This window comes from Bradyrhizobium sp. SHOUNA76 (assembly GCF_023006445.1).
Lineage (GTDB): Bacteria > Pseudomonadota > Alphaproteobacteria > Rhizobiales > Xanthobacteraceae > Bradyrhizobium.
The window spans coordinates 1-2,166 of record NZ_JALBHA010000752.1; the positions used below are offsets into that span (position 1 = coordinate 1).

General features: G+C 63.9%; 1 protein-coding gene and 2 pseudogenes. All 3 read right to left on the minus strand.

The annotated features are described in order from the left end of the window. Positions 1-514, minus strand: a pseudogene (locus tag MOV74_RS36615) (capsular biosynthesis protein); the annotation flags it as partial. Positions 515-598: 84 nt separating this feature from the next. Further along, positions 599-1,885 (minus strand): O-antigen ligase, encoded by a 1,287-nt coding sequence (locus tag MOV74_RS36620; protein ID WP_246932193.1) that lies wholly within the window; start codon positions 1,883-1,885, stop codon positions 599-601. Further along, a pseudogene (locus tag MOV74_RS36625) lies at positions 1,882-2,166 on the minus strand (bifunctional heptose 7-phosphate kinase/heptose 1-phosphate adenyltransferase); the annotation flags it as partial. The gene MOV74_RS36620 and the pseudogene MOV74_RS36625, both read right to left, overlap by 4 nt.

Below are 2,166 nucleotides of genomic sequence, written 5' to 3' on the forward strand. Positions count from 1 at the left end.
CGATGCCGCGCAGGAGCACCTCGGCATCCGCGGCGCGGCCGATCAACAGCGTCGGCGCGGCCTCCCCGCCTCTGGCGTGACGCCGCACCCGCGTATAGCGGAAGTAGCGGTAGGCCATGCGCAGCGCGCTGAGGAAGGATATCTCGAGGAACCAGTAGAGGACGATCGTCACCTTGCCGAGGAAGAAGGCGCCGCGGACGTTGGGGGCGACGAAGATGTAGTCGAGCACGAGCAGGGCGACCGTCAGCACGGTCGCGACGCGGATGATGTTCAGCGCGTCAGGCAGCGAGATGAAGCGCCATTTCGTCGTGGTCAGATTGAAGATGAAGAACACGACCACGCTGAAGGCGAGGAAGTAGGGCAGGATCTGGAACAGCAACGGCAAGCGGTCGAAGAAGCCGTCACCACCCTCGAATCGCAGATAAAAGGCGGCAAAAAGCGCTGCCGCGGTCGCCAGCAGGTCGTGGAGCGCGATCAGGAAATTGCGCAAGGTGAGATGCGAAAGACGCGTCATCCGCCGACCGATGAAAACCCAGTTAAATGCAACCTGACCGCGCTGATAGCCCATCTGGACCAGACTTGCCAGCCGCGCGGCCGCTCAGGAACCGGCTTCCCCCATCTTCGCCTCGCGCTGTTGTGCCCGGATCACCATGCCGCCGGCGACGCCGACGCCGATGACGTACATCCAGCCCTCGTGGAAGTCGAACAGATGGGAGTTGAACAGCGAGGTGAAGACGTTCTGCACCACCACCAGAAGCCCGATCCAGTTGACAAGCCCGTCGCCGCGGAACAGCAGCAGATGCAGGATCCAGATCGCGTAGAGAACCGCGATGCCGATCACGCCCCACTGCACGGCAACGTTGAGGGTCTGGTTATGCGGGTTGCCTATCACCTCGGCAGAAGCCTGGTACAGACCGCTGGGCGTCGCGACGCGTTCGAACAATCCGCGCGTCGAGCCGGTGCCATGCCCTATGATCGGCGCCTCTGCGAAGAAGCCGAGCGACTTCCGCCAGAACTCGAGCCGCAGGCCGAGCGAGGTCGGCTCGCCCCTCTCGACATAGCGCGTGTAGTCGTCGGAAAACCTCTCGGCGGTGTGGCGCAAATGCGGCGAGGCCTGCCAGGCGAGAACGGCGCCGACGAGCAAAGCGGCAGAGATGAGCGCAATGCTGCGCCATTTGAGGTGAAGCAGCGCGAACACACCGAACATGATCGGAACGGTGACGAGCGCGGTGCGTGACACCACCACGAAGGTCATATTGACGAAGAAGCTCAGCGCCAGCGCCGTGAGCAGCCCGGCGAACCAATATCGCTTCTCGCGCAGCAGCGTCACGATCGGATAGGCGAGCGCAACGGCGCAAAGCGCGAATTCCTGACTCTGGTTGATGTAGTTCTTGACGAAGATGCCGCGTTCGGGCGGATCGGTCTTGAGCGCTAGGTTCGGGTAGAAGGCGACCAGCCAGGACATCACCGACATCAAGGCGCAGGACACCAGGAAGGCGATGAATATCCAGTGGCCGCGCTGCGATCGCTCGAAATGATAGAGCAGGACCGGCAGCACGAGCAGCTTCATGGTGGGATTGACCGCGTAGAAGCGCGCGCCCCAGGTCGCGTCCGACCAGAGTGTCCCCACCAGCGCGAGCAGGACCAGCGCGATCGGCGCAATGCAAATCGGACGCTTCAGCGATTGCAGGAACGCGCGGACGTCGAGGAACGGCACCATGCAGAGCAGCATCAGCGCATTGAAGATTCCCGTGAGCGAGGTCGACCAGGGTAGCGATGCCGCGGTCAGGACCGCGAATATATCGACGGTCTCGCGCCAGGCGGCCGGACTGCGCAGACGGCGAAGCAACATTTCGCCGGTCGTCTCGCGTGCGAGCGCGGTCACTTGTCGCCTCCCCGTGCGCGATGCACGAGCGCCGTCGTGCTGAAGCCCTGGAGGATGTCGACCAGCACGACCATTCCGCCGGCTTCCTCGACGACCTCGTAGCCGACCACCTGCTCGCGGGTGTAGTCGCCGCCCTTCACCAGCACGCCAGGCTTGATCCGGGTGATCAAGTCGATCGGCGTGTCCTCCTCGAAGATGACGACGAGATCGACGGCCTCGAGCGCGGCGAGGACCTCGGCACGCGCGCGCTCGTCCTGGACCGGCCGCTCGGCGCCCTTGAG